At 72.9% G+C, this 23,576-nt stretch carries 21 protein-coding genes; 14 read left to right on the top strand and 7 right to left on the bottom strand.

All coding sequences use genetic code 11. The features are described 5' to 3' along the window. Window positions 1–161 precede the first annotated feature (161 nt). From ACZ6TD_RS15045 to ACZ6TD_RS15015, 7 genes are all read left to right on the top strand, one after another. Window positions 162–3,005, top strand: a complete 2,844-nt coding sequence (locus tag ACZ6TD_RS15045; RefSeq protein WP_471354300.1) for a DNA translocase FtsK — start codon at window positions 162–164, stop codon at window positions 3,003–3,005. 189 nt (window positions 3,006–3,194) lie between these two features. Next, window positions 3,195–4,025 (top strand): helix-turn-helix domain-containing protein, encoded by an 831-nt coding sequence (locus ACZ6TD_RS15040; protein WP_471354298.1) that lies wholly within the window; start codon window positions 3,195–3,197, stop codon window positions 4,023–4,025. A gap of 63 nt (window positions 4,026–4,088) precedes the next feature. Further along, window positions 4,089–5,585, top strand: a complete 1,497-nt coding sequence (rimO, locus tag ACZ6TD_RS15035; protein WP_471354296.1) for a 30S ribosomal protein S12 methylthiotransferase RimO — start codon at window positions 4,089–4,091, stop codon at window positions 5,583–5,585. After that, window positions 5,582–6,217 carry a CDP-diacylglycerol--glycerol-3-phosphate 3-phosphatidyltransferase gene (gene pgsA / locus ACZ6TD_RS15030; RefSeq protein WP_471354295.1) on the top strand — a complete coding sequence of 212 codons (636 nt, stop codon included), beginning with the start codon at window positions 5,582–5,584 and terminating at the stop codon, window positions 6,215–6,217. The genes rimO and pgsA overlap by 4 nt, the downstream gene beginning before the upstream one ends. After that, entirely contained in the window at window positions 6,214–6,732 is a 519-nt protein-coding gene (locus ACZ6TD_RS15025) for a CinA family protein (RefSeq protein WP_471354294.1), read from the top strand. The genes pgsA and ACZ6TD_RS15025 overlap by 4 nt, the downstream gene beginning before the upstream one ends. Before the next feature lie 109 nt (window positions 6,733–6,841). After that, complete coding sequence (locus tag ACZ6TD_RS15020) at window positions 6,842–7,228, top strand: helix-turn-helix domain-containing protein (protein WP_020868033.1); 387 nt, start codon at window positions 6,842–6,844, stop codon at window positions 7,226–7,228. A gap of 142 nt (window positions 7,229–7,370) precedes the next feature. Then, window positions 7,371–7,853, top strand: coding sequence for a Dps family protein (locus ACZ6TD_RS15015; protein WP_471354293.1), 483 nt, complete (start codon window positions 7,371–7,373; stop codon window positions 7,851–7,853). Window positions 7,854–8,290: 437 nt separating this feature from the next. Here ACZ6TD_RS15015 and ACZ6TD_RS15010 read toward each other — a convergent pair whose 3' ends face one another. Then, window positions 8,291–9,097, bottom strand: a complete 807-nt coding sequence (locus ACZ6TD_RS15010) for an Fpg/Nei family DNA glycosylase (RefSeq protein WP_471354292.1) — start codon at window positions 9,095–9,097, stop codon at window positions 8,291–8,293. Between the two features lie 97 nt (window positions 9,098–9,194). Continuing rightward, entirely contained in the window at window positions 9,195–13,859 is a 4,665-nt protein-coding gene (locus tag ACZ6TD_RS15005; RefSeq protein WP_471354291.1) for an ATP-dependent helicase, read from the bottom strand. A gap of 81 nt (window positions 13,860–13,940) precedes the next feature. On the opposite strand from ACZ6TD_RS15005, the gene ACZ6TD_RS15000 reads away from it, so the two are divergent. From ACZ6TD_RS15000 to ACZ6TD_RS14990, 3 genes are read left to right on the top strand one after another with little or no spacing between them, the layout of a single operon-like run. Then, window positions 13,941–14,792: an AraC family transcriptional regulator gene (locus ACZ6TD_RS15000; protein WP_471354289.1), complete on the top strand. Its 852-nt coding sequence runs from the start codon at window positions 13,941–13,943 to the stop codon at window positions 14,790–14,792. Window position 14,793: 1 nt separating this feature from the next. Continuing rightward, entirely contained in the window at window positions 14,794–15,531 is a 738-nt protein-coding gene (locus ACZ6TD_RS14995; protein ID WP_471354287.1) for an AzlC family ABC transporter permease, read from the top strand. Then, a complete protein-coding gene (locus tag ACZ6TD_RS14990; RefSeq protein ID WP_020868027.1) occupies window positions 15,528–15,830 on the top strand; it encodes an AzlD domain-containing protein in 303 nt (100 codons plus the stop codon). Before ACZ6TD_RS14995 ends, ACZ6TD_RS14990 begins: the two co-directional genes overlap by 4 nt. Window positions 15,831–15,849: 19 nt before the next feature. On the opposite strand, the gene ACZ6TD_RS14985 is transcribed toward ACZ6TD_RS14990, so the two are convergent. Further along, complete coding sequence (locus ACZ6TD_RS14985; RefSeq protein WP_471354285.1) at window positions 15,850–16,845, bottom strand: hypothetical protein; 996 nt, start codon at window positions 16,843–16,845, stop codon at window positions 15,850–15,852. A 78-nt stretch (window positions 16,846–16,923) separates the two neighbouring features. On the opposite strand from ACZ6TD_RS14985, the gene ACZ6TD_RS14980 reads away from it, so the two are divergent. From ACZ6TD_RS14980 to recX, 4 genes are all read left to right on the top strand, one after another. Next, a complete protein-coding gene (locus tag ACZ6TD_RS14980; protein ID WP_137979843.1) occupies window positions 16,924–17,118 on the top strand; it encodes a DUF3046 domain-containing protein in 195 nt (64 codons plus the stop codon). Between the two features lie 79 nt (window positions 17,119–17,197). Further along, window positions 17,198–18,403: an AI-2E family transporter gene (locus ACZ6TD_RS14975; protein WP_471354283.1), complete on the top strand. Its 1,206-nt coding sequence runs from the start codon at window positions 17,198–17,200 to the stop codon at window positions 18,401–18,403. 136 nt (window positions 18,404–18,539) lie between these two features. Then, entirely contained in the window at window positions 18,540–19,679 is a 1,140-nt protein-coding gene (gene recA, locus ACZ6TD_RS14970; protein WP_385202997.1) for a recombinase RecA, read from the top strand. A gap of 3 nt (window positions 19,680–19,682) precedes the next feature. Continuing rightward, the gene (recX, locus tag ACZ6TD_RS14965; RefSeq protein ID WP_471354281.1) at window positions 19,683–20,294 is read left to right on the top strand and encodes a recombination regulator RecX; all 612 of its coding nucleotides are present in this window, start codon (window positions 19,683–19,685) and stop codon (window positions 20,292–20,294) included. Between the two features lie 59 nt (window positions 20,295–20,353). Here recX and ACZ6TD_RS14960 read toward each other — a convergent pair whose 3' ends face one another. The 4 genes from ACZ6TD_RS14960 to ACZ6TD_RS14945 form a co-directional block, all read right to left on the bottom strand. Continuing rightward, window positions 20,354–20,740, bottom strand: coding sequence for a rhodanese-like domain-containing protein (locus ACZ6TD_RS14960; protein WP_471354279.1), 387 nt, complete (start codon window positions 20,738–20,740; stop codon window positions 20,354–20,356). Between the two features lie 4 nt (window positions 20,741–20,744). Next, a complete protein-coding gene (locus ACZ6TD_RS14955; protein WP_471354278.1) occupies window positions 20,745–21,287 on the bottom strand; it encodes a cupin domain-containing protein in 543 nt (180 codons plus the stop codon). 94 nt (window positions 21,288–21,381) lie between these two features. Further along, window positions 21,382–21,471 carry a putative leader peptide gene (locus ACZ6TD_RS14950; protein ID WP_309471148.1) on the bottom strand — a complete coding sequence of 30 codons (90 nt, stop codon included), beginning with the start codon at window positions 21,469–21,471 and terminating at the stop codon, window positions 21,382–21,384. A 248-nt stretch (window positions 21,472–21,719) separates the two neighbouring features. Continuing rightward, window positions 21,720–23,453 carry an FAD-dependent monooxygenase gene (locus ACZ6TD_RS14945; RefSeq protein ID WP_471354276.1) on the bottom strand — a complete coding sequence of 578 codons (1,734 nt, stop codon included), beginning with the start codon at window positions 23,451–23,453 and terminating at the stop codon, window positions 21,720–21,722. Window positions 23,454–23,576: the final 123 nt, after the last annotated feature.

Raw genomic sequence — 23,576 nt, 5'->3', positions numbered from 1 at the left:
TCGCCGTCGGTCGGTCATCGCCGACCGGTCACCCGCACTTTGACGCGCCGTCACAGCCGTCTCACCGCCTCGTCGGCGCAGCGGCACCGGTGTGACGTCAGTGGTGCCTGATGCCCCCGCCATGCGTGCCCCGTACGGCGGACGCGGGTAACCTCGCCTCCATGGCCTCTCGTACGTCCGGCAAGGGTTCCCAGAGCACGGCGGGCACCTCGAAGAAGCGCGCCGGGCAGTCCGGAGGCGCGGCGAAGAAGGCGGCCGCCAAGAAGGCGCCCGCGAAGAAGGCACCCGCCAAGAAGTCCGCCGCGCCCGCGAAGAAGGCCGCCTCGAAGAAGGCGGCGGCAAAGGCGGCGCCGTCACCCGCCCCGAATCCCACCAGCGGCGTGTTCCGCATCGTGCGCGCCGTGTGGATGGGCATGGCGCGCGGCCTCGCGGCGATGTTCCGCGGCATAGGACGCGGCGCCAAGGGACTCGATCCGGCCCACCGCAAGGACGGCAGCGCCCTGCTGCTGTTCGCCCTCGCCCTGATCGTCGCGGCGGGCACCTGGTCCAATCTGGACGGGCCGGTCGGCAGGCTGGTCGAAATGCTGATCACCGGCGCCTTCGGCCGGCTCGACCTGGTGGTGCCGATACTGCTGGGCACCATCGCCGTCCGGCTGATCCTCCACCCGGAGCGGCCGGAGGCAAACGGACGGATCGTCATCGGGCTCTCGGCGCTCGTCATCGGCGTCCTGGGGCAGGTGCACATCGCCTGCGGCGCCCCGGGGCGCGGCGAGGGCACCGCGGCGATGCAGGACGCGGGCGGTCTGATCGGCTGGGCCGTCTCCCGGCCGCTGATCTACCTGATGGGCGACGTGCTGGCCGTACCGCTGCTGGTGCTGCTGACCGTCTTCGGGCTGCTGGTGGTCACCGCGACGCCGGTCGCCGCCATTCCGCAGCGGCTGCGGCAGCTGGGCGTCCGGCTCGGCCTGGTGCGGGACCAGGACGCGTACGCGTCGGAGGCCGGGTACGACGCGGCGGAGTACGCCGACGAATGGCGCGAGACGCCCGCCAGACGGCCTCGCAGGACCTCACTCGCCAAAGAGGACCCGGACGGTGCCGGAGGCCCGGAGCGGGCCGAGGAGGAGGCGCTGCGCAAGCGCCGGCGCTCGCGCCGCTCGTCGTCCGTCCAACCGCCGCTCGACCGGCCCTTGGACGCGGTGGACGTGGCGGCCGCTGCCGCCGCCTCGCTGGACGGGGCCGTGCTGCACGGTGTGCAGCCCTCGCCGCTCGTCGCCGGGCTCAGCAACGGGATTTCGGGCGAGCGCGAGGACGGAGCCGCGAGCGGCGGGGTGCCGGGCGCGCGCGATGCCGACAAGGAGCCGGGAAAGGCCGCCGGGAAGGGCGGTGCCAAGGGCAAGGCGGTGGCCGGGAAGGGCCGTCAGGACGGAGCCGACGAGGCGGATCCGCAGCAGGTCCCCGATCTCACCCGGTCCGCGGTCGAGTCCGGCGAGCCGCTGCCGCCGCGCGCCGAGCAGCTCCAGCTCTCCGGCGACATCACCTACTCGCTGCCCTCGCTCGAGCTGCTGGAGCGCGGCGGCCCCGGCAAGACCCGCAGCGCCGCCAACGACGCGGTCGTGGACTCGCTGACGAAGGTGTTCACGGAGTTCAAGGTGGACGCCGCCGTCACCGGCTTCACCCGCGGCCCGACGGTCACCCGCTACGAGGTGGAGCTGGGCCCGGCCGTCAAGGTCGAGCGGATCACCGCACTGACCAAGAACATCGCCTACGCGGTCGCCAGCCCCGATGTTCGTATCATCAGCCCGATCCCCGGCAAGTCGGCCGTCGGCATCGAAATCCCCAACAGCGACCGCGAGATGGTCAACCTGGGCGATGTGCTGCGTGCGGCGGACTCCGTCGGCGACGACCATCCGATGCTCGTCGGGCTGGGCAAGGACGTCGAGGGCGGCTATGTGGCGGCCAACCTGGCCACCATGCCGCATGTGCTGGTGGCGGGCGCGACCGGTTCCGGCAAGTCGTCCTGCATCAACTGCCTGATCACATCGATCATGGCCCGTGCCACGCCGGACGATGTGCGGATGGTGCTGGTCGACCCCAAGCGGGTGGAGCTGACCGCCTACGAGGGCATTCCGCATCTGATCACACCGATCATCACCAACCCCAAGCGCGCCGCCGAGGCGCTCCAATGGGTCGTGCGGGAGATGGACCTTCGCTACGACGACCTCGCGGCCTACGGCTTCCGCCATATCGACGACTTCAACGCGGCGGTACGCGGGGGGAAGGTGAAGGAGCCCGAGGGGAGCGAGCGGGAGCTCAAGCCCTATCCGTATCTGCTGGTGATCGTCGACGAGCTGGCCGATTTGATGATGGTCGCACCGCGGGACGTCGAGGACTCGATCGTGCGGATCACACAGCTGGCGCGCGCGGCCGGAATCCACTTGGTGCTGGCCACCCAGCGGCCCTCCGTGGACGTCGTCACCGGTCTGATCAAGGCCAATGTGCCCTCGCGACTCGCCTTCGCCACCTCCTCACTGGCCGACAGCCGCGTCATCCTGGACCAGCCCGGCGCCGAGAAGCTGATCGGCAAGGGCGACGGCCTCTTCCTGCCGATGGGCGCGAACAAACCCGTCCGGATGCAGGGCGCGTATGTCACCGAGTCCGAGGTCGAGGCCGTCGTCGCCCACTGCAAGGAGCAGATGGCACCGGTCTTCCGCGACGACGTGACGGTCGGGACGTCGAAGAAGAAGGAGATCGACGAGGAGATCGGCGATGATCTCGATCTGCTCTGCCAGGCCGCTGAGCTGGTGGTTTCCACCCAGTTCGGCTCGACGTCGATGCTCCAGCGCAAGCTGCGGGTGGGTTTCGCCAAGGCGGGGCGGCTGATGGATCTCATGGAGTCCCGGAACATCGTCGGCCCGAGCGAGGGATCCAAGGCGCGCGATGTGCTCGTCAAGCCGGATGAATTGGATGGCGTGCTCGACGTGATCCGCGGTAAGGCTCACTCATAAGGGTTTGGCGGGCAACCGTTTCCCCTACCGAAACGTCAAGTTGAGGGAGGTGGCGGAGTGAGACCCCAGAATCGTGATCGAACGGCAATCCCGATGGCGGACAAACTCCGTCCTCCCGCTTGCCCGACCCTTTCGCCCCACCCCTAGACTGAACCCCCAGCAGGTGGCTCACGCTCGAAAGGCGCCCCCGTGTCCATCGGCAACCTTCCCGAAGACGGCAACTCCCCCGAAGACGACCGGCCTTCCATCGGTCGCGCCCTCCAGCAGGCCCGTATCTCCGCGGGGCTGACCGTCGACGAGGTCAGTTCCTCGACCAGGGTGCGCACCCCCATCGTGCGGGGCATCGAGCAGGACGACTTCTCGCGCTGCGGCGGCGATGTCTACGCCCGGGGGCACATCCGGGTGCTCGCGCGCGCCGTGGGCCTCGATCCGGAGTCCCTGATCGCGCAGTTCGACGCCGAGCACGGCGGCCGGCCCGCGCCGACCGCGCCGGCGCCGCTGTTCGAGGCCGAGCGGATCCGCCCCGAGCCCCGGCGCCCCAACTGGACGGCCGCGATGGTCGCGGCGATCGTCGCCGTCGTCGGATTCGTGGGCTTCACCCTGTTCCGGGGCGGTGACGGCGACGACTCGAGCGTCGCCGAGGACACCGCCTCGCCCAAGCCCAGCGCCTCCGCGCCCACCAACACCGCCGCCCCCTCCAAGCCCGCCACTCCGCACAAGCCCGACCCGTCCGACAGCGCCATCGCGGGCGTCCCGGCGGACAAGGTCACCGTCAAGCTGACCGCCGAGGGCGGTCAGAGCTGGATCTCCGCCCAGGACCACAACGGCCGGCTGCTCGAGGAGGGCGTGCTGCGCGAGGGCGACTCCAAGACCTTCAGCGACAGCAGGCGCATCGATCTGGTGCTGGGCAACGCCGGGGCGATCAAGCTGTTCGTGAACGGCAAGGAAGTGAAGAACGTGGGCACCAGCGGGGCCGTCCAGCGGCTCAGCTACACCAAGGGAGACCCCGAGGCGGGCTGACCCGCGCGAAGATCGGCAGCCCTGGCAGCGGGGGCTGTCGTGGGGACAAAGTAGTCTGAGCCCATGCCCGAACGCCGCACCGTCGCCCTTGTCACTCTTGGCTGCGCCCGTAACGAGGTGGACTCGGAGGAGCTCGCAGGCCGCTTGGCGGCGGACGGCTGGGAGCTCGTCGAGGAAGCCGCCGACGCGGACGTCGCCGTCGTCAACACCTGTGGCTTCGTCGAGGCCGCCAAGAAGGACTCGGTCGACGCCCTGCTGGAGGCGAACGATCTGAAGGACCACGGCCGTACCCAGGCCGTGGTGGCCGTCGGCTGCATGGCCGAGCGGTACGGCAAGGAGCTCGCCGATGCGCTGCCCGAGGCCGACGGGGTGCTCGGCTTCGACGACTACGGCGATATCTCCGACCGCCTCCAGACCATCCTCTCCGGCGGCATCCACGCCTCCCACACCCCGCGCGACCGCCGCAAGCTGCTGCCGATCAGCCCCGCCGAGCGGCAGGACGCCACCTCGGTGGCACTGCCCGGCCACGCCCAGGACACCGCGCCCGAGGACCTGCCCGAGGGGGTGGCCCCGGCCTCCGGGCCGCGGGCCCCGCTGCGGCGCAGACTGGACAGCAGCCCGGTCGCCTCGGTGAAGCTGGCCTCCGGCTGCGACCGGCGCTGCTCGTTCTGCGCCATCCCGTCCTTCCGCGGCTCCTTCATCTCCCGCCGCCCCTCCGATGTGCTGGGCGAGACCCGCTGGCTGGCCGAGCAGGGGGTGAAGGAGATCATGCTGGTCTCGGAGAACAACACCTCGTACGGCAAGGACCTCGGGGACATCCGGCTGCTGGAGACGCTGCTGCCGGAGCTGGCCGCGGTGGACGGCATCGAGCGGATCCGGGTCAGCTATCTGCAGCCCGCCGAGATGCGTCCCGGGCTGATCGACGTGCTCACCTCGACCGAGAAGGTCGCGCCGTACTTCGATCTGTCCTTCCAGCACTCGGCGCCCGGGGTGCTGCGCGCCATGCGCCGCTTCGGCGACACCGACCGGTTCCTGGAGCTGCTGGAGACGGTCAGAGGCAAGGCGCCGCAGGCCGGTGCCCGGTCCAACTTCATCGTCGGCTTCCCCGGCGAGACCGAGGAGGACCTGGCCGAACTGGAGCGCTTCCTCAATGCGGCGCGGCTGGACGCGATCGGAGTCTTCGGGTACTCGGACGAGGACGGTACCGAGGCCGCCGGTTACGAGAACAAGGTCGACCCGGAGGTGGTCGCGGAGCGTCTGGAGCGCGTCTCGCGGCTCGCGGAGGAGTTGACCGCCCAGCGGGCGGAGGAGCGGCTCGGCGAGGTCGTGGAGGTCCTGGTGGAGGAGATCGACGACACCGGGGCGGTCCTGGGCCGGGGCGCCCACCAGGCGCCGGAGACCGATGGCCAGACGCTGCTGCGCACCGACGGGGAGCCGGAGGTGGGCCGTATGGTCGAAGCGAAGGTGATCGCGACGGAGGGGGTGGACCTCGTCGCGGAGCCGCTTGAGCCGTTGGAGCGGCAGGGCGGCGGCGCGTCCACCGGAGAGGCGGGCAGATGACGGGTGTCCCGGCCTCCGCCGCCGGAGGTCACCGCCGACCGGCCGCCGCCACGGTCAGGCCCGCCGGTTTGTGGAACATCGCCAACATCCTCACCATGGTGCGGCTGCTGCTGGTGCCCGGGTTTGTGTTGTTGATGCTGCACAATGGCGGGTACGACCCGGCGTGGCGCTCCTTCGCGTGGGCGGCGTTCGCCATCGCCATGATCACCGATCTCTTCGACGGTCATCTGGCCCGCCGGTACAACCTGGTCACCGACTTCGGGAAGATCGCCGACCCCATCGCGGACAAGGCGATCATGGGCGCGGCGCTGATCTGTCTGTCGGCCCTGTCCGACCTCCCCTGGTGGGTGACGGGAGTGATCCTCTTCCGTGAGATCGGAATCACACTGATGCGGTTCTGGGTGATCCGGATCGGGGTCATTCCGGCCAGCCGGGGCGGAAAGATGAAGACGCTCGTGCAGGGCACCGCCGTCGGGATGTACATCCTGGCGCTGACCGGACCGCTGGCCTCGCTGCGGTTCTGGGTGATGGCCGTGGCCGTCGTCCTGACCGTGGTCACCGGCCTCGACTACGTCCGGCAGGCGGTCGTGCTGCGCCGGGCGGGACGGACGACGGAGGAGGCCACGAAGTGAGCGACGGCGGGACGGCGGCCGATGTGCTGGCGCTGCTGGAGCGGCGCGGGCAGACCCTGGCCGCCGCCGAATCGCTCACCGGCGGTCTGGTGGCCGCCGAGCTGACCTCGGTGGACGGCGCCTCCCGCTCCTTCCGGGGCTCGGTGACGGCGTACGCCACCGACCTCAAGCGCGAGGTGCTGGGTGTGGACGGGGCCCTGCTGGCCGAGCGCGGTGCGGTCGACGCCGAGGTGGCCCGGCAGATGGCCCGGGGGGTACGGCGTGCGCTGGGCGCGGACTGGGGAGTGGCCACCACCGGTGTGGCGGGTCCCACACCCCAGGACGGCCAGCCCGTGGGCACCGTTCATGTGGCCGTCGCGGGGCCCTCGGACGCGGTGGCCGCGGCGGCGCTGCGGCTCGAAGGAGACCGCGCCGGAATCCGCGGCCAGACCGTCCATGCCGCAATCAAGCTGCTGTTCAGCGAATTGATCGCGACGGCGGGGGCAAAGGATACGGAACAACACGACGAGATTTGATGTTTGCAGCCCTGAGTGAACACGACATCGCTCCCCGCACGGGCACAGCCGGAGGCGGTACGGTGGGGCGTGAAGGATCCGGATCCGAGGTCCGAGGAGGGAGCCAGCGATGATTCTGCTCCGTCGCCTGCTGGGTGACGTGCTGCGCCGGCAGCGCCAGCGCCAGGGCCGTACTCTGCGCGAGGTTTCCTCCTCCGCCCGGGTGTCGCTCGGCTATCTGTCAGAGGTCGAGCGCGGTCAGAAGGAAGCCTCATCCGAGCTGCTGTCGGCCATCTGCGACGCCCTGGAGGTACGGATGTCGCAGGTCATGCGCGAGGTCAGCGACGAGCTGTCGCTCGCCGAACTGGCCGAGTCGGCCGCGTCCACCACCGAGAAGGTGCCGGCGCCCATGCGGCCCGTGCTCAATCCCGTCTCTGTGACGTCCGTGACGGGCGTTCCGGAGGAGCGGGTGACCATCAAGACGCCCAAGGAAGCCGTGGACGTGGTGGCGGCCTGAGCACCCCTGAGAAGCCAGCTCTCCAGGCCCCGACCGGTAGCCATACCGGCCGGGGCCTCGATGTTTGTCCGTCCGGATTCGGGTCACCCCAGAGGAAGAGAGGCAATCAAGAGGGGCCAAACGGTCGAACAGGAGGAAGTGGATGTCTGTGGTGAAGAGCCCGCTGCCGGAGGAACACCTCAAGATCGTCGCCGACGCGCTGCAAGGCGCCCTCGTCGACCTCGTCGACCTCCACCTGGTGGGCAAGCAGATCCACTGGACCGTCGTGGGCCCGCGATTCCGCACGGTCCATCTGCAGCTCGACGATGTCGTGGCGTCGACCAGGGAGTATGCCGACACGGTGGCGGAGCGGGCCTCTGCGCTCGGGGTGCCGCCGGACGGACGGGCCCAGACGGTCGCCGCGACCAGCGGTGTCGAAACGGTCAAGGACGGCTGGACCGATGACGCGCAGGCCGTCCGGACGCTCGTGAACGCCCTCGGAGCGGTGATCGGACGGATGCGGGAGCGCATCAGGGCCACCGACGAGCCGGACCCGGTGACCCAGGACATTCTCATCGAGCTCACTCGCGACCTGGAGAAGCACCACTGGATGTTCCAGGCCGAGAACGGCGGCCAGCGCGGCTGAGGCGGGCTCGGGCCCTGGGCGAGGTCGAGGCCATCTCGTTCCGGCCCGGTGGCTCCGGCCCGGTGGCTCGCTCTGGGTGCGCGGTATCGCCCGGCTGGGCAGACTGGGGGGAGCGCAAGTGTCCGACACGCGCCGACGTGCCTCCTGTGCGCCCTCCCGCCGTGTGCGAACAGGCGTCTAGCGTCGCCGAAGGAGGCAGTCATGGCAGCCGTCGGAGGGGCCGACACCCAGGGCCTCAGGCCGGTCCGATGGGTGATCGCGCTCGCTCTGGGCGGCGTCTGGTGGTGGGCCGTGCTGCGGCTGGCGGTGCAGCCGGGGGAGACCGGGCCGGTAGAGGGGGCCTTAGCGGTCGGCGGCTGGGGGCTGAGCCTGCTGCCGGTGCACTGCGGTCCGTCGCCCAGAAGGGGCGGCGCCCGCCGCCGGGGAGGCCCTCCGCGTCAGGACGGATCCGGTCCCTGCGGTCCCGCCTGGCAGCTCGGGCACCAGAAGGTCGAGCGCTCCTGACCCGCGCGCCCCTGGTCGGCGGCGCGCACCGGCGTACCGCAGCGCAGACAGGGCCGCCCCGGGCGCCCGTACACCCACAGCCGACGGTCACGGCGCGACTCGGCCGTGGTGACCCGGGCGCGCCGGTTCCTGTTGGCCTCCAGGAGCTTCTTGGCGTGGGCCACCAGGCGTTCGGGAGAGGGCACCTCGCCGATCGGCAGCCAGGGTGACACGCGCAGCAGGAAGCACAGCTCGGACTTGTAGACATTGCCGATCCCGGCGAGGTTCCGCTGGTCGAGCAGCGCCTCGCCCAGGGGCCGGGAGGGGTCGGCGAGCAGCCTGCGCAGCGCCTCGTCCGGATCCCAGTCGGGGCCGAGGAGATCGGGGCCGAGATGGCCGACGACCCGGTCCTCGTCGCCGGTGCGGAGCAGTTCCAGGACGGGCAGGCGGTAGCCGACGGCGGTGTGGGCGGTGTTGGCGAGGATGGCCCGGATCTGGTGGTGCGGACCGCCGCGCCAGCGCTCGTCCGGCCCGTACACCTGCCAGGAGCCGTCCATCCGCAGATGGGAGTGGAGGGTCAGCCCGCCCTCGACACGGGTCAGCAGATGCTTGCCGCGCGGGACCACCTCGAGGACCCGGCGGCCGGTGAGGTCGGCGGTCGCCAGACGGGGAACGCGCAGGTCGCTGCGGGTGAGTGGGGAACCCGCAAGGGCCTGGTGCAGCCGCTGAGCGGTCTGCCAGACGGTGTCTCCTTCGGGCATGGCATCCATGATGCCGGTGGCCGCGGGCAGGCGGGAGCGCCCGGTGATCAGGGGCGCGGGCGAAGGCCGTTGTTCAGGGGTGGACGGCGGCTGTTGATCAAGGGCGCAGGCGGAGGCCCCTGGGGGTCGGGTGGAAGCCCGCAGATTCCAGGAGCTTGCCGATCGGGGACGAGAGTGCCTGGGCGCCGTTGACGCGCTCGACGGTGACCGAGCCGAGCGCCCCCGCGCGGGCGGACTCGGCCAGCGCCTCCACCGCCGTCCACAGCCGGGCGTCGTCCTCCGGGGACGCGGCCTCGGCCTCGCCCGAGGGCCAGGCGAGCAGGGTCTTGCCGCCCCGCTCCATGTAGAGCGTCAGCTCCCCGTCGACGAGCAGCACCAGCGCTCCCGCCTTGCGGCCCGGCCGGTGGCCCGCGTCGGCGGGCGGATCGGGCCAGGGGAGAGCGGCGCCGTAGGCATTGGCGGGGTCGGCCGCGGCGAGCACGTAGGCGCGCCGGGACTGCCCGCGCTGTCCGTCGAAGGCCGGGGCCGCCGCGCGGTCGCGGGCCGTGCTGACCGCGCGCAGCCGGTCCACCGCGCCGTCCATCGCGAACTGGGCGGCGCCGAGCCCCTCGACCACATAGCCGCGGCGCGCCTGGCCGGACTCCTCGAACGCGGACAGCACCCGGTAGGCGGCGGAGAAGCCGCCCTCGACACCCTCGGCGGCGACCGCTCCGCGGGTGACCACACCGTGCCGGTCGAGCAGGGTGCGCGCCAGGGCATGGGCGCGGTGGGTGGGCTCAGGCTCGCGCTCCGGCAGCAGGGACCAGCGCCCGGCGACGGTGGGCGGGCCGTTGCGCGACGCCGTCGGGCGGCCGGTGCGGCCCGTAAGGCCGCCATAGCGCCCCCGGGGGACCGTGCGCTTGGCGCGGTGGGCCGTGGAGCCCGCCGTACGGCCCGAGCCCAGCAGGGAGCGCAGCGGGGCGAGGGTGTCACCGGTGACCCGGCCCGCCCAGACCAGGTCCCACAGGGCCTCGGCGAGCTCGGGGTCCAGGAACTCGTGCCCGGCGGCGCGGGCCTGCTCGGCGATCTGGCGGAAGAACAGCCCGTACCCCCCGGCCAGGGAGTCGAGGACGGCCTGGTGGAGCGGGCCCGCCTCGAGGGGGTGCGGGGTGTGCAGCAGCAGCGGAGCGGTGTCGGCCAGGTGCAGGGTGACCCAGCCGTCCTTGCCCGGCAGCGCGCCCGCACCGGCCCAGACGACTTCCCCGGAGGCGCTGAGCTCGTCGAGCATCGTGGGGGTGTAGTCGCTCACCCGGGACGGCAGGACCAGCTTCTCCAGGGCGGAGGCGGGAACCGGCGCGCCCTGGAGCTGCTCGATCGCGCGCACCAGCCCGTCGATACCGCGCAGGCTGTGGGTGCCCAGATGCTGCCACTGCGGGAGGAAGGCGGCGAGCGCCGAGGGCGGCACGGGCTCCAGCTCATGGCGCAGCGCGGCCAGGGAGCGGCGCCGCAGGCGGCGCAGCACCGCCGCGTCGCACCACTCCTGGCCGAGTCCCGAGGGGTGGAATTCGCCCTGGACGACGCGGTCGCTCGCGGCGAGCCGGTGCAGGGCGCCATCGGTGACGGCCGTGCCGAGGCCGAAGCGGGCGGCGGCCTGCGCCGAGGTGAACGGGCCGTGGGTGCGGGCGTAGCGGGCCAGGAGATCGCCGAGGGGGTCCTTGACCGGCTCGGTGAACGCCTCGGGGACGCCGACCGGCAGGGCCGTGCCGAGCGCGTCCCGCAGCCGACCCGCGTCCTCCACCGCGGCCCAGTGGTCCTCGCCCGCGATCCGGACCCGGATGGCGCGCCGGGCCCCGGCCAGGTCCTCGGCCCACCCGGGCTCGGCACCGCGCTCGGCCAGCTCGACGGCGGTGAGCGGGCCGAGCACCCGCAGGGCGTCGGCCACGCCCTCGGCGTCCTTGATCCGGCGGTCCTCGGTGAGCCACTGGAGCTCCTGCTCCAGCTCGGCCAGGACGTCGGCGTCGAGCAGCTCGCGCAGCTCGGCCTGGCCCAGGAGCTCGGCCAGCAGCCGCGAGTCCAGGGAGAGCGCGGCGGCGCGGCGCTCGGCGAGCGGGGAGTCGCCCTCGTAGAGGAACTGCGCCACATAGCCGAAGAGCAGCGAACGGGCGAAGGGGGACGGCTCGGGGGTGGTCACCTCCACCAGCCGGACCCGGCGGGCCTCGATGTCGCCCATCAGCTCGGTGAGGCCGGGAACGTCGAAGACGTCCTGGAGGCATTCGCGGACCGCTTCGAGGACGATCGGGAAGGAACCGAACTCGCTCGCCACCTGGAGGAGCTGCGCGGCGCGCTGGCGCTGCTGCCACAGCGGGGTGCGCTTGCCGGGGTCACGGCGGGGCAGCAGCAGGGCGCGGGCGGCGCATTCGCGGAACCGGGAGGCGAACAGCGCGGAGCCGCCGACCTGGTCGGTGACGATCTGGTTGATCTCGCCCTTGTCGAACGCGACATCGGCCGCGCCCACCGGGGACTGCTCGGTGTCGTACTCCACGCCCTGGCGCATCGGGTCCGTGTCGAGGAGGTCGAGCCCCATCAGATCGGCGTCGGGCAGCCGCAGCACGATGCCGTCGTCGGCGTGCATGACCTGGGCGTCGATGCCGTAGCGCTCGGCGAGGCGGGCGCCCAGGGCGAGCGCCCAGGGGGCGTGGACCTGCGCGCCGAAGGGGGAGTGGACCACCACGCGCCAGTCGCCCAGCTCGTCGCGGAACCGCTCGACCACGATCGTGCGGTCGTCCGGCACATGCCCGCAGGCGCGGCGCTGCTCGTCCAGGTAGCCGATGACGTTCTCGGCGGCCCAGGCGTCCAGACCGGCGGCCAGCAGCCGCAGGCGGGCGTCCTCCGGCTGCAGCGCGCCCACCTCGCGCAGGAACGCGCCCAGGGCGCGGCCCAGCTCCAGGGGGCGGCCGAGCTGGTCGCCCTTCCAGAAGGGCAGTCGGCCGGGGACGCCGGGGGCGGGGGAGACCAGGACCCGGTCGCGGGTGATGTCCTCGATCCGCCATGAGGTGGTGCCCAGGGTGAACACATCGCCCACCCGCGACTCGTAGACCATCTCCTCGTCGAGTTCCCCGACCCTGCCGCCGCCCTTCTTGGGGTCGGCGCCCGCCAGGAAGACGCCGAAGAGCCCGCGGTCGGGGATGGTGCCGCCGGAGGTCACCGCGAGCCGCTGAGCCCCCGGGCGGCCGGTGACCGTATGGGCGACGCGGTCCCACACCAGGCGCGGCCGCAGCTCCGCGAAGGCGTCGGAGGGGTAGCGGCCCGCGAGCATGTCGAGGACCGAGGTGTACGCCGACTCGGGGAGCGAGGCGAACGGCGCGGCGCGGCGGATCAGGGCGAGCAGCTCGTCCACGTCCCAGGTGTCCATGGCGGTCATGGCGATCAGCTGCTGGGCGAGCACGTCCAGCGGGTTGGCGGGCACCCGCAGCGACTCGATGGCGCCCTCGCGCATCCGCTCGGTGACCACCGCGGCCTGCACCAGGTCGCCGCGGTACTTGGGGAAGACGACACCGGTGGAGACCGCGCCCACCTGGTGGCCGGCCCGGCCGACCCGCTGCAGCCCGGAGGCCACCGAGGGCGGCGACTCGACCTGGACGACCAGGTCGACCGCGCCCATGTCGATGCCGAGCTCGAGGCTGGAGGTGGCGACGACGGCGGGCAGCCGGCCCGCCTTGAGGTCCTCCTCGACCAGCGCCCGCTGCTCCTTGGACACCGAGCCGTGGTGCGCGCGGGCCAGCAGCGCGGGCGCGCCCCGGGCCGCACCGGCCTCGGCCATCACCTCGGCGGGGGAGTGGTCCTCGGGCAGGGCCTCACCGGTGGCCCGCTCGTAGGCGATCTCGTTCAGCCGGTTGCACAGCCGCTCGGCCAGCCGGCGGGAGTTGGCGAAGACGATGGTGGAGCGGTGGGCCTGGACCAGATCGGTGATCCGCTCCTCCACATGGGGCCAGATCGACGGCCGCTCGCCCGCCTCGCCCTCCTGGGCGGGGGCGCCGCCCAGCTCGCCCAGGTCCTCCACGGGCACGACCACCGACAGGTCGAACTCCTTGCCCGAGGGCGGCTGGACGATCTCCACCTTGCGCCGCGGCGAAAGGAACCGCGCCACCTCGTCCACCGGCCGCACGGTCGCGGACAGGCCGATGCGCCGGGCGGGGCGCTCGAGCACCTCGTCGAGGCGCTCCAGGGACAGCGCGAGATGGGCGCCCCGCTTCGTGCCCGCGACGGCGTGGACCTCGTCCAGGATCACGGTCTCCACCCCGCGCAGCGCCTCCCGGGTGGCGGAGGTGAGCATCAGGAACAGCGACTCGGGGGTGGTGATGAGGATGTCCGGCGGGCGGGTGGCCAGAGCGCGGCGCTCGGCGGCCGGGGTGTCGCCCGAGCGGGTGCCCACCCGGATCTCCGGCTCGGGCATGCCCAGCCGCACCGCCTCCTGGCGGATACCGGTCAACGGGCTGCGCAGATTGCGCTCGACATCCACCGCCAGGGCCTTCAGCGGGGAGACATAGAGCACCCGGCAGCGCTTCTTCGTCTCGGCGGGGGGCGGCTCACCCGCCAGCTTGTCCAGGGCCGCCAGGAAGGCTGCCAGGGTCTTGCCCGAGCCGGTGGGGGCGACGACCAGGACGTCCGAGCCCGCGCCGATCGCCCGCCATGCGCCCTCCTGCGCGGGCGTGGGCGCGGTGAAGGCACCCGTGAACCATCCGCGGGTGGCCGGGGAGAATCCGTCGAGCGCCGAGCCTGCCATGCCCTCCATCGTGCACCGCACCACTGACAATGGACGGAGCCGCAGGTCAGAGGGGGCCCGGGCGGGGCGCACAATGGTGCCATGGGCAACCGGGAGAGCGCGCGGCACTGGCGGTACCCCCAGCTTCCGGGCGTCGATCTGCTGCGCGCCCGCTACATCCACAAGACCTTCGTCTGGCACACCCACGAGACCTTCGTGATCGCCGCGATCACCGAGGGCGTCGAGGAGTTCCACCACCGCGGCGCCATCGAGCGCACCGGGCCCGGCGGACTCGCGCTCATCAACCCGGAGGTGCCGCACACCGGACGGGCGGGGGCGCCCGAGGGGTGGGCGTACAGCGTGCTGTACCCGGCCGCGGACCTGGTCGCCGGTATCGCCGCCGAGACGACCACGCTCCGGGGCACGGCCGGGTTCCGGATCCCCACCGTCGACGATCCCCAGGGCGCCCGGCTGGTCACCGCGGTGCACCGGGCCGCCGAGGAGGGCAACGCACTGGCCGCCGACAGCCTGCTGCGCATCGCGCTCGCCCGGCTGCTGCGTGACCACGGCGGCCCACTCCCCGAGCGCACGGCGCGCACCGCGGGTGCGCGGACGGCGGCGCGCGCCCGCGCGATCCTCCAGGAGCGGATGGCGGACCCGCCGTCCCTGGAACGGCTGGCGGCCGAGCTGGGCACCGGTCCCTTCGCCCTCCTGCGCGCCTTCCGCGTGGTCTACGGGATGCCGCCGCACACCTGGCTCACCGACGCCCGGGTCCGCCGGGCCCGGCGGCTGCTGGACGCCGGGACCGCGCCCGCCGAGGTGGCCGTCGCCGTCGGCTTCACCGACCAGTCCCACCTGAACCGTCACTTCACCCGCATCGTGGGGGTGCCACCGGGCGCCTACCGGCGCGAGCGCGCAAGAACGTACAAGACCGGAGCCGAAGCGCTCTCTTAACGTGCGCGCTGTGTCAGAACAGATAGAGATACGAACCGATCCCGCCGCGCCCCCTGCGGACTCGGCCGTCGTCCGCGACGCCCTGGGCGTCGGTGTCGCGGTGGGGCTCTCCGGCTTCGCCTTCGGGGTGACGTCGGCGGGCGCCGGGCTCGGCCTGCTGCAGACCTGCGCGCTCAGCCTGCTGGTCTTCACCGGGGCGTCGCAGTTCGCCCTCGTGGGCGCGCTGGCGGCGGGCGGCAATCCGTTCACCGCCGCCGCCGGGGCGTTCTTCCTCGGGGTGCGCAACGCCTTCTACGGGCTGCGGCTGTCCGGACTCCTCGGGCTGCCGCGCGCGGTGCGCCCCCTGGCGGCCCATTGGGTCATCGACGAGACCTCGGCCGTCGCCCTCGCCCAGCCCGACCGGCGCACCGCGCGCCTCGGCTTCACGATCACCGGGCTGACCCTGTACGTCCTGTGGAACCTCACCACACTGATCGGCGCCCTGGGGGCGTCCGCGCTCGGCGACACCGACGCCTGGGGCCTGGACGCCGCCGGTCCCGCCGTCTTCCTCGCCCTGCTGGCCCCCATGCTCAGCGGCACCGTCGAACGCGCCGTGGCCGGTCTCGGCGTCCTGCTGGTGCTCCTGTGCCAGCCGGTGCTGCCCGCCGGGGTCCCGGTCCTGGTGGCGGCGCTCGCCGCTCCCGTCGTCCTTACGGTGCACGGGCGCATGACGCGCGGCACGGAGGGTGAGCGCCGATGACCACCTGGATCGCCATCGGCGTCACCGCGGCGGGCTGCTACCTGGTGAAGCTGCTGGGTCTGTCGGTGCCCGCCGGAGTCCTGGAGCGCCCGCTCGTCAGGCGTCTGGCCGCGCTGCTGCCCGTGGCCCTGCTGGCCGCCCTCACCGCCCAGCAGACCTTCAGCGACGGCCGGCACCTCCTCCTGGACGCGAGGGCGGCCGGGCTGGGGGCGGCGGCGCTCGCGCTGGTGCTCCGCGCCCCCTTCCTGGTCGTGGTCGCCGTGGCCGTCGCCGTCACGGCCGGCGTACGGGCCCTGTGACCGCCCCGGACACCCGCGCTCAGATCCGCCGTCCGTAAGCCCGCAGCGTCAGCAGCGCCTCGATGGTCGCCACCGACCGCCACTCCAGCGTGGCCCCCGGCGTCCACGCGCGCCGGTGCGGCGGCCAGCCGCCGTCCTCCTGCTGTGCGGCCAGGAGAGCGTCCAGGGACCGCTCCACCTCGGCGTCGGTGAACCACCGGCGCGCCAGCGAACCGGGCGTACGGGCGATGTCATGCGCCTGCAGGGGCTCACCGGGGCCCGGCGCCAGGGGGCGTTCCTCGGCGGGCTCGGGGGCCGGGGGCGGCACGACCAGCCGCTCCTCCCGCACCCGGCGGCCGAGCCGCTCGGCCGCCGCCTCGGCGCGGGCCCGGTCCGGCGCCCCGTCGAGGAAGGCGACGGCCGCAGCGACCTCGTGCGGACGCGACGTCGCGCCGCCCTCCGCCAAGGCGGCGACCGCCGCCCAGCAGAAGTCCGTGGCCCGGAAGAGCCAGGCATGCCACACCTCATTGCGGTGCAGCAGCCCCACCACCGGCCCGGTGGTCAGCAGATCACCGCGCGGATCCTCCGCCGACGGGACCCAGGGGGCCGCCGGATAGCCGTGCGGCGAGGGGTGGCAGACGGGCAGCGCGCCGTCCGGGGTGGACACGGATGTCAGATAGCGGCACAGGCGCTCCACCCGCTGCCCGCCGCACCGCCCGATCCCGTCGAGCACCCGTAAGGCGTGCACGGCGTGCGGCGGCTGGCTCACCGGGCCGCGCAGATCCGGATCCAGCGCATGGCCGTAGCCCCCGTCGGTCCCCAGGTGCGCGGCCAGCGCGGTCTCGACCGCCTCGGCGCCGCCGCCCAGGAAGTGGTACGCGAATCTGCGCTGCTCCAGCACCCGGGCGGACAGCCAGACGAACCGCTCGGCGCGGGCGAGCGCGGAGGACCCGGGCGGCCGGGCCGGCTCGGCGGGCCCGGGAGTGGGCAAGGGGGGCGACGACGGCGAGGAGGGGAGGCTTGCGGATCGGTCCATGGACAGACCGTAGGCCGCGGGACACGGTCCGTAGGGGGCTCACGCACCGGTGCACCCCGGGAGCGCGATACTGGTCACATGCGGTTGACGGACTTCTGGCAGCGAATGGCGGACCACTTCGGCGCGGCGTACGCCGACTCCTTCGCGCGCGATCATGTGATGTCGCAACTCGGCGGCCGGACGGTGCACGAGGCGCTGAGGGACGGCTGGGAGGCCAAGGACGTCTGGCGCGGGGTCTGCGCCGCGATGGAGATCCCCGAGAGCAGGCGCTGAGCGGTATCCGGCCGCTCCGGACGCGTCAGCTTCCCGGGGTGGCCGGATTTCTTCGACCGGTGTACGCCACACTTGCTCCGTGGCCCCGACCGAAGAGACCCTCTCCTCCGACGCCGACGACAACCCGAGCGCCGCTCGGGCCTCCTCGGACCCCTCGCAACCCGCCGCGCGCATGCCGCGCTGGCTGCCGCGCGCCATGGTGCTCGCACTCGCGCTGGTGGCCTGTTACCGCCTTGCGACCTGGGCCTTCGACCAGCTGACCGGGCTGTTGCTGAACATCCTGATCGCGTTCTTCCTGGCGCTCGCGATCGAACCCGCCGTGGACCGGATGGCCGCTCGCGGTATGCGCCGGGGGCTGGCCACCGGGCTGGTCTTTCTCGCCATCCTCGTCGGCGCCGCGGGCTTCTTCACCCTGCTCGGCTCGATGCTCGCCGACCAGATCATCACCATGGTCCAGGACTTCCCGAAGTACCTCGATGACGTGGTCAGCTGGATCAACGACACGTTCCATACGCATCTGTCGCGGCTGGAGATCCAGGACAGCCTGCTGCACTCCGACTGGCTGCAGAGCTACGTCAAGAACAGCGCCGACAATGTGCTGGACGTCTCCACACAGGTGCTCGGCGGGTTGTTCAAGACGCTGACGGTGACCCTGTTCGCCTTCTACTTCGCCGCCGACGGCCCCCGGCTGCGCCGCGCCCTGTGCTCGGTGCTGCCGCCGACCCGGCAGGTCGAGGTGTTGCGCGCCTGGGAGATCGCGGTCGCCAAGACCGGCGGCTACATCTACTCCCGCGGGCTGATGGCCCTGATCTCCGGTGTCGCCCACTACATCCTGCTGGAGGCCCTGGGCGTGCCCTACGCGCCGGCGCTGGCCGTCTGGGTGGGGCTGATCTCGCAGTTCATCCCGACCATCGGCACCTACCTGGCCGGGGCCCTGCCGATGCTGATCGCGTTCACCGTCGAGCCCTGGTACGCGCTGTGGGTCCTGATCTTCGTCGTGATCTACCAGCAGTTCGAGAACTATCTGCTGCAGCCGAGGATCACCGCCAGGACGGTGGACATCCACCCGGCCGTCTCCTTCGGATCGGTGATAGCGGGCACCGCGCTGCTGGGTGCGGTGGGCGCGCTGATCGCGATTCCGGCGACCGCGACGCTGCAGGCGTTCCTCGGCGCGTACATCAAGCGCTACGACGTGACCGACGATCTGCGGGTGCACGGGCGCACGCGGCGGCGCGGAGCCTCGGCCCTCGCGCGGATGCGCGCCGCGCTGGCGCGGCGCGGTTGACACAAAAATCGAACATCCATTCTGATGGGGGCCCCGGCAGTTATCCACAGGCCGAGGACGGCAGGGCCGCTTGTCAGTGGCAGGCGCTAGCGTCTTGGACGTGAAGCGATCGACTCAAGCAAACCGGGTGGGACCCATGGCAGGAACCGACCGCGAGAAGGCGCTCGACGCCGCGCTCGCACAGATTGAACGGCAATTCGGCAAGGGCGCCGTGATGCGCATGGGCGACCGGCCGAACGATCCCATTGAGGTCATCCCCACCGGGTCGACCGCTCTCGACGTCGCCCTCGGCGTGGGCGGCCTGCCACGCGGCCGCGTGGTGGAGGTCTACGGCCCGGAGTCCTCGGGTAAGACGACCCTGACCCTGCACGCGGTGGCCAACGCCCAGCGGGCGGGTGGCACGGTCGCCTTCGTGGACGCGGAGCATGCCCTCGACCCGGACTACGCGCAGAAGCTCGGCGTGGACACCGACTCGCTGATCCTGTCCCAGCCGGACAACGGCGAGCAGGCGCTTGAGATCGTGGACATGCTGGTCCGCTCCGGCGCTCTCGACCTCATCGTCATCGACTCCGTTGCCGCCCTGGTGCCGCGCGCGGAGATCGAGGGTGAGATGGGCGACTCCCACGTCGGCCTCCAGGCCCGGCTGATGAGCCAGGCGCTCCGCAAGATCACCAGCGCGCTGAACCAGTCCAAGACCACCGCGATCTTCATCAACCAGCTGCGCGAGAAGATCGGCGTCATGTTCGGCTCCCCGGAGACCACGACCGGTGGCCGGGCGCTGAAGTTCTACGCCTCGGTCCGCATCGACATCCGTCGCATCGAGACCCTCAAGGACGGCACCGACGCGGTCGGTAACCGTACCCGCTGCAAGGTCGTCAAGAACAAGGTCGCGCCGCCCTTCAAGCAGGCCGAGTTCGACATCCTCTACGGCCAGGGCATCAGCCGCGAGGGCGGTCTGATCGACATGGGCGTTGAGCACGGCTTCGTCCGCAAGTCCGGTGCCTGGTACACCTACGAGGGCGACCAGCTCGGCCAGGGCAAGGAGAACGCCCGCAACTTCCTGAAGGACAACCCCGATCTCGCCAATGAGATCGAGAAGAAGATCAAGGAAAAGCTCGGCATCGGGGTGAAGCCCCAGGACCCGGCCGCCGCGGAGCCCACCGCGGACGCGGCGGGTGCCGCGGGCGTGGCCGCCGCCGCACCGGCGAAGGCCGTGGCCGCCCCGGCGGCCAAGTCCGGGGCGAAGGCGGCCAAGACCGCCGCGGCCAAGAGCTGATCCATGACACGGCGGACCGAATGGCCGGACGGCCCAGGCCGTCCGGAGCGCCCGGACCGTCCGGACAGCGGCGCCCCCTCCTTGTCGAGGGCCGAGCAGGGGCCGCCGCCGGGCCCGGAGGAGCAGGCGCGGGCAATCTGCCTGCGCCTGCTCACCGGGACCCCACGCACCCGTAAGCAGCTCGCGGACGCGCTGCGCACCCGAGGCATCCCCGACGACGCGGCGCGGGAGGTGCTGTCCCGGTTCGAGGACGTCGGTCTGATCGACGACGCGGCGTTCGCGGAGGCGTGGGTGGAATCCCGGCACCACAGCCGGGGGCTCGCCCGGCGGGCGCTCGCCCGCGAGCTGCGTACCAAGGGCGTGGACTCCGCCCTGATCGACGACGCCGTGGGACAGCTCGACGCCGATCAGGAGGAGCGGACCGCGCGCGAGCTGGTCGATCGCAAGCTGAGGGCGACCCGTGGCCTGGACCGGGAGAAGCGGATACGCCGTCTCGCCGGGATGCTGGCCCGCAAGGGGTACTCCGAGGGGCTGGCGCTGCGGGTGGTGCGGCGAGCGCTGGAGGAGGAGGGGGAGGACGTGGAGCTGCTGGAGCGTCACCTTCCGGATCTCTGAGCCCCGGCGGCCGACCTCCGAGAGCTCCAGGTCCGTCCCGGCGCCTGCGACGCGGGGCGCTAGTCGACCGGGAGGCCCGCCGCGCGCCACGCCTGGAAGCCGCCGATCAGATCGGTCGCCCGTGCCAGCCCCAGCCGGCGCAGCGAGACCGCGGCGAAGCTGGACGCGTAGCCCTCGTTGCACACCACCACGACCCGCAGATCGTGGTGGGTGGCCTCGGGCAGCCGGTGGTCGCACTGCGGGTCGAGCCGCCACTCCAGCTCGTTCCGCTCGACGATCAGCGCCCCCGGGATGGTGCCGTCGCGCTCCCGCAGCGCCGCGTACCGGATGTCCACCAGCAGCGCGCCCTCGGCCTGCGCCGCGGCGGCGTCGAGGGGCTCCAGCCGAACGAGCTCTTCTCGGGCCCCGGCCAGCAGCTCGTCCACGCTCCGTTTGGTCGTGCCCATCGCGTTATCCCCACTCCTCGGGCCGCTCCACCTGCTCCAGCCGCAGCGTCTGACCGGTGCGGCTGTAGCGCCGCATGAGCGGCAGCGGCGGATAGTAGGCGTGCACCGACACCGCATGCTCGGTGTCGGACGGGTTGATCACCTCATGCACATGATGCGGTCCGAAGGCCCGGCCCTGCCCGGCGGGCAGCCGCCGCTCGCGGTCCACGCCGTCAGCCAGCTCCAGGGTCTTCCAGCCCTCGGTGGGCAGCCGCGCGGCGAGTGACTGCTCGTTGAGCTCACCCGCCGCCGAGACGAAGGCGCCATGGGAGCCGCCGTGGTCGTGCCAGCCGGTGCCGGTGCCCGGAGGCCAGCCGATCAGCCAGGCTTCACTGCCGCCCGGCCCGTCGAGGCGCAGCCAGGTGCGGCCCTCCGGATCGAGCGGAAGGGAGGCGACGAGCTCGGCGTCGGCGGCGGTCCGGCGGGCGAACTCGAGCAGTTCCGCGGCGCTTGGCGGGGCGACGGGACCGGATGCGGGGTCCGTGATGAGGTCCGCGGAGGGGCGCACGGGACCGGGGGTGGAAATACGTACGTCGGGCACAGAGAACCGTCCTGAACGATCGCGAAAGGGACGCGGCCGCGCCGCGCGGGAATGTGGCGGATCAGCAGGACGGACGACAGACACAGCCCGCGTAGCGGACCAGGTCCAGATGGACCCTCCGCCAGAAGCGAGGCAAGCAGGTGTCAGTCACGCTGCGAAGTGAATCATGTGCCGGAAAGGAAGGTCAACCTCACCGGCTCGGACCCGGATGCGCGCCGGGACCACGCACGCCCCCGGACAACCGCCCGCGCCCGGACACCGACCACGCGCCCGGAGATGCGGCCAGGCGCCCGAGCGCGACCTCGGGCGCGCCCCGCTGAGCCCCGCGCTCCCGCACTACCGCCCCGCGCTCCCGCACTACCGCCCCGCGCTCCCGCACTACCGCCCCGCGCTCCCGCACTATCGCCGCGCGCTCGCCTCCGCCGGGGCGCCCCTGGCCGCGTTCCCGCCCCGGACCGCGTCCGCGCACGCGTACAGCGCGCTCGGCCGCACCCCGGACAGCGCCGCGGCGAGATGGCCGTCCGGCCGCACCAGCAGCACGGTGTGCGCCGGGGCTCCCGGATACGCCTCGGCCACCAGCAGCTCGGTGCGCAGGGGCAGCGCCGCGACGGCCGCCGCCAGCCGTGGCATCAGCCCGGCACGCATCCAGTGCCGGCGGTCCCACACTCCGGTGCCGGGCGCGACCAGCACCACCAGCAGCTCCCGGCCGAGCCGCTCCCGCAGCCGTACGACCGAACCGTCCGGCGCGGTCACCGGCACATCGGCGACCGGCGCCCCGAGGGCCGTGCCCACCGTGACCGAGCCGTCCGGTGGCGCGGCCGGGGCCAGTGGCGAGCGGTCGTAGACCGGCGGCGCGCCCAGCGGACCCCGCCCGAGGTGACCCTCGGTGAGCAGCGCGTCGTGCCCGCGCGCCCCGCCGGGCCGTACGGTGCGCCGTACCGCGTGCCAGCCGCCGGCCGCCCGTACCAGCGGCAGCGCCTGGTCCGCCGCGCGCAGCCGGGCCCCGACGGCTCCGCGCCGCTCCGCCTGATAGCTGTCCAGCAGGGCGTCCGAGGCCCCGTGGTGCCAGGCGAGGGACAGTTTCCAGGCGAGGTTGTCGACGTCCCGCAGCCCTTCCTCGAGCCCCTGGGTGCCGAGCGCGCCCAGCAGATGGGCGGCGTCCCCGGCCAGGAAGGCGCGCCCGACGCGCCAGCGCAGCGCGAGCCGGTGGTGCACGGTGTGCACGCCGGTGTCCAGCAGCTCATAGGGGGGCTCGGATTCGCCGCACCACCCCGCGAGGGTGTCGCGCACCCGCACCATCAGGGCATCGGGAGTGACCAGATCGCGGCCGGGCGGCAGCAGCCAGTCGATCCGCCACAGGCCGTGCGGCAGCGGCCGGGCGGTCACCTCGGCATCGATGCTGCGCCAGGGCGGGGAGCGGTGCAGCAGGGCCTCGCCGGGCCAGGGGAGTTCCGCGCGCAGCGCCGCGACGGCGTGCCGCTCCACCGCCGTACGGCCCGGGAACCGCACACCCAGGAGCTTGCGGACGGTGGACCGCGGCCCGTCGCAGCCCACCAGATAGCTGCCCCGCCACCAGGTGGACTGGGCGCCCCGGGTGCGCACCCCGACCCCGTGGTCGTCCTGCTCCAGGTCGTCGATCCGGGTTCCGGAGACGATCCGGACGAGGTCCTCGTCGCCCATGGCGGCCAGCGAGCCCCGCAGCGCCCGGGTGAGCTCGTGCTGGGGCAGATGCAGCGGTGAGGGCGCCGGTGCCGACGCGTCTTCCGGGGAGGGCCCGTCACCCTCGGGAGCCTCCATGGCGTCGTCAAGGCCGCCGTCCCAGCCGCCGGTGCCGCGCTCGGGCGACGGCGAGCCGCCGAAGAGGCCGCCGGGTGTGAGGGGCACCTGCCGCACCAGCTGCCGCCGCCGCATCGTGCGCCATCCGGTCCACGGCCGGGTGCGGGCGGTGACCCGGCAGCCCAGCCGCTCCAGCAGGGCGGCGGCGTCCGGGCGCAGCACGACGGTGCGGGCCAGTCGGCTCTCCTCGGCTTCCGTGGACTCGTCCAGCAGGATGACGGGCACCTCGAGGCGCGCGAGGGCGAGGGCCAGGGTGAGGCCGACCGGGCCCGCCCCGGCGACGATCACCGGGTCCACGGTGCGGTTCCTGTGGCCCTGCGGGTCGTACGTGACGTACGGAAATTGGCAGTTGAAACCCGGTGAGCGATCACAGAAAGCATGCAACCCACTGCCGCTGCCCGCGTCAAGCGACGAAGGGCG

The sequence above is a fragment of the Streptomyces yongxingensis genome (assembly GCF_055597465.1).
The sequence above is the reverse complement of the archived record's forward strand: the minus strand, read 5'-3'. Positions and strand labels throughout refer to the sequence as shown.